The organism is Brucella pecoris (assembly GCF_006376675.1).
GTDB lineage: Bacteria > Pseudomonadota > Alphaproteobacteria > Rhizobiales > Rhizobiaceae > Brucella > Brucella pecoris.
Map to the genome: position 1 here is coordinate 1 of NZ_VEWK01000040.1, position 3,490 is coordinate 3,490.

Consider the following 3,490-nt stretch of genomic DNA (forward strand, 5'->3'; position numbering starts at 1 on the left):
CGTTTAGAGTATACAAGTATTGGCATTTCCTGCGACATGATATCAGGAGAAGAACATGCATGGCGTGACTGGATTTGCCGAAAGTGCGGCCTTGTTGGTTTGCGCCGCGTTCGTACTCGTGACGATATGTTCACGGATTGGCGTGCCTAGCATCGTCGGTTACATTCTTGCCGGTATAGTCATTGGACCCGCTGGCCTCGGCCTGATTGCGGAGAGCGCTGCCCTGAGCAGTATTGGCGAAATCGGAGTCGTACTCCTGCTGTTCGCACTTGGTCTGGAATTCTCCTTCGAGAAGCTCGTAACACTCAGGAAGCATGTCTTCGGTCTTGGGGCTGTACAGGTTTCAGTCACGACGATAACGGTTTCGTTGGTAGCGAGTTTGGTCTTCGATCTCGCACCAGTTTCCGCAATCCTCATCGGCGGGGCCGTTGCGATGTCATCCACAGCCATGTGCCTCAAGGTGCTCGCAGGCGCGAACGCTCTTGGATCGGCTCATGGGCGCTTGGCCATCGCAGTGCTTCTGTTTCAGGACTTGGCAGCCGTCGCGTTCCTGCTTCTGCACGATGCAATGAGTGGTGCCGCCGAAGGGTATGGCGTGATAACGGTCATCGCCAGTGCAACGGCAGTGGTTGCTGCTCTGTTCATTGCCCGAGGTCCGTTGCAGGTACTTGCCCGTTGGGTCGCGTTGCGTGGCGATCCGGAGCTTGCCCAACTCCTCGCACTTACCATTGCGCTTGGGTCCACGATCGTCGCGACATCTGCTGGCCTTTCTCCGGCGCTCGCCGCATTCGCGACCGGTATGATCATCGGCGAGGGCGACGCGCGCCATGCTGTCGAGAACGAGATCCGGCCCTTTCGCGACTTGTTGGTCGGGATTTTCTTTATCGGTATCGGGACTCAATTGCCACTTTGGATCCTTCCATCTCAATGGCCTGTCGTGCTGATCTGGCTCGCGATTATATTCGCGGGCAAGACGCTGATCGTTTTGGTCGTCGCCCGACTATTCGGCGAGTCGCTTCAGACCTCTTGGCGCACTGGGATCATCCTGGCCCATGGAGGAGAATTCAGCCTGATGCTGCTGTCGGTTTCTTCGGCATCGGGCATTGTCGCCAACGAGTTCGCCGGCCCCCTCCTCCTCGCGATTGGAGTGAGCATGTTGGCTGGAAGTCTTATGATTAGATGGGCGGGTCAAGGGCCTAGTCACCCGAATTGGGGAGCATGAGGATTTGTGGGGCGATCATGCGGCATAGGCTGTTTCGTCGTCACGACACGAAAGTGGTGAATCTGTCCTACATTTGAGAACATATCGTGATCATGCAGCGAGGATGGATGTTTCTCGCCGGAGCGGCCTGAGATCGGGGCTGTCCGTCGGGGTCCAGATGTAATCTCCGGTCAGACTGATATGCTGTTGATTTGCGCTGAGAACTGGCTCTGACGCACATTTGCTGCTGTGCAGGTCTACGACGCACCGATCAACCGCGCCTGCAGGAGATCGAGTTTTGCTCTTCCGTACATCTGGCGCTTAATGAGCTTTAAGCGTGTGATCTGTCCTTCCGTTTGCCCATTTGACCACGGTGATATGATTGCATTCCTGACGGCGTCGAGGTCTTTTTCGACGCCGCCGGCAAACGATCCGACCAAGCTGTCCTTAGCGGCTTCCAACCACTCGTCGAGCTTCCGCGCTGTCTTCGAGCGGATCATGGACTGGAAATCACCAATGGCAGTACGGGCGACCACAAGGTCCGAGACGTTCACTTCGATCGCCGCCACCAGGATCACTTCGGATTTTGCAAGGTCGTCGCGCGCGGTGGTCATGAGCCGTGCGATAACCCGTGCGGACGGCGTTCTGGCGAGCCCGCTCTGATTGGCCTTTTCCGCAAGACGCCGGCGTTGAGCCCATTGCGATATGACACCACTCTTTCCCACAAAGCCCTTCGTCTTCATCTCACGCCAGAGTGCCGAAGCGTTCCGTGCCCCTTCTTCCCAGCGGCTGTTGAGCCAAGGCAACCAGCTATCCAGAGAACTGGGCCGCGTTCGGAACACGTCGAGACGCTGCCCCCTTAAAACGTCACGAACGAGCTTCCGGCTATGGCCGGTTTGCCGCACAATCTGCCGTTCGGAGAGTGGAACCGGGTCTTTCCAGATCCTGCCATGACACTCGCAGCAGTCGACCGGCTTGTGCACCATGCCACGATCTTCGAGATGAATGTCGAAAGTTATCGCCGCAGAACCGCGCTTGAAGAAAAACGCCAGCGGGGCCGACCGGCCTCGTTTGCGACAATCAGGACCTCAACGCTGTCTGTCGCGCAGCGGCAATCAGAAAACGAAGAAGAACTTGTCAACGGCAATCAGCATGATAAATTGATCCCGACCGCGACCTAAGAATCTCATCCAGATTGTCGCAAGCGTCTCATCCTGATTGTCGCGCTATAGACTTGAGCCGCAGATTGCTCGAGCGATCATTGAGGATGCTCACCAGACCTGCCCTTATTCGAAAGCAACGCGTGGAAACATAGCAGTCGAACTGGATCTCACCTGAGTTCCGGTTCGCAATAACGGAGGTTGAGATGAAGATTTTCATTATCGCCGTAATGGCTTTCGCAACGCTTGCCACTGCGTGCCCCTACGATCTCACGTCTCAAGAGCCGTCTCCTCTTACCGGTCTGCTCGCATTGACAGCCGGTCCGGGTAAGCTCTGACAATTACAGGACTCATCGGCGCCGGAAGCCGGCGCCGATGATATTCATATGGCAGGACAAACGAACGTCAGGGTATGAGCAGGAGTTTGCCGGTTGTAGCCCGGCTTTCCATATCCGCATGAGCCTGGCGGGCATCGGCAAGTGCATAAGTGTTGCCGATCATGACCTTCAGCGAACCGTCCTCAATCCAGTCAAAAAGTTGCTTGCTTCGGGACCGTAAGAGTTCGGTAGTGGGGATGTGATCGAAGAAGGTGGCGTAGCCGATCTCGATGCTTCTCGGCAGGCTCATAAGATCGAGCGGACCGGGCCCGCCCAGTACCGGTCCGTACCAGCAAAAAGTACCGGAACGACAGAGTGAGGCGAGGGAGTCTTGGAAAGTCTTCGGTCCCGATCCGTCGTAGACGACGTTGACACCCACCGCATCCGTAAGATGCAAGACTTCATTTGCGAACTGTCCGTCCCTGTCGATAATGACATGATTTGCTCCGGCCGCTTTGACAATCGCCGCTTTTTCCGGGGATGAGACGCGCCCGATGACATGACCGCCGCGCCGCTTGATGATTTGCGTCAGGAAAAGCCCCACGCCACCCGCAGCTGCGTGCACCAAAGCGATGTCGCCAGGCTGAACCGGATAAAAGTCTGTCGCGAAATGGCTTGCCGTGAGCCCCTGCATCATGATGGATGCTGCTATGCGATCGTCCACTATATCCGGAAGGCATTGCCAAGTTGTTTGAATAGGGCTTTGAGCAGCTTTCGCCTGTGTTTATCAAGCGGTCATTTCGGTCGTGTAG

General features: G+C 56.3%; 3 protein-coding genes and 3 pseudogenes. 4 read left to right on the forward strand and 2 right to left on the reverse strand.

Annotated elements, in window-relative coordinates:
- The first annotated feature begins 55 nt into the window (after positions 1 to 55).
- Positions 56 to 1,222 carry a cation:proton antiporter domain-containing protein gene (locus FIB18_RS24445; RefSeq protein WP_140023469.1) on the forward strand — a complete coding sequence of 389 codons (1,167 nt, stop codon included), beginning with the start codon at positions 56 to 58 and terminating at the stop codon, positions 1,220 to 1,222.
- Positions 1,223 to 1,458: 236 nt separating this feature from the next.
- On the opposite strand, the gene FIB18_RS24450 is transcribed toward FIB18_RS24445, so the two are convergent.
- On the reverse strand, positions 1,459 to 2,007 hold the full coding sequence (locus tag FIB18_RS24450; RefSeq protein WP_235889936.1) for a transposase: 549 nt from the start codon (positions 2,005 to 2,007) through the stop codon (positions 1,459 to 1,461).
- Positions 2,008 to 2,106: 99 nt separating this feature from the next.
- Between FIB18_RS24450 and FIB18_RS24455 the strand changes: the two are divergent.
- The 3 genes and pseudogenes from FIB18_RS24455 to FIB18_RS25385 all read left to right on the forward strand — a co-directional run.
- Positions 2,107 to 2,382, forward strand: a pseudogene (locus FIB18_RS24455) (ATP-binding protein); the annotation flags it as partial.
- A gap of 52 nt (positions 2,383 to 2,434) precedes the next feature.
- Positions 2,435 to 2,539: pseudogene (locus FIB18_RS25315) on the forward strand (peroxiredoxin); the annotation flags it as partial.
- Between the two features lie 28 nt (positions 2,540 to 2,567).
- Entirely contained in the window at positions 2,568 to 2,699 is a 132-nt protein-coding gene (locus FIB18_RS25385; RefSeq protein WP_255481881.1) for a hypothetical protein, read from the forward strand.
- Between the two features lie 67 nt (positions 2,700 to 2,766).
- On the opposite strand, the pseudogene FIB18_RS24465 reads toward FIB18_RS25385, so the two are convergent.
- A pseudogene (locus FIB18_RS24465) lies at positions 2,767 to 3,414 on the reverse strand (zinc-binding dehydrogenase); the annotation flags it as partial.
- Positions 3,415 to 3,490 lie beyond the last annotated feature (76 nt).

Bases quoted from the DNA above. Each gene is read 5' to 3' on its own strand.
- FIB18_RS24445 (WP_140023469.1), top strand. From the start codon at position 56: ATGCATGGCGTGACTGGATTTGCCGAAAGTGCGGCCTTGTTGGTTTGC.
- FIB18_RS25385 (WP_255481881.1), top strand. From the start codon at position 2,568: ATGAAGATTTTCATTATCGCCGTAATGGCTTTCGCAACGCTTGCCACT.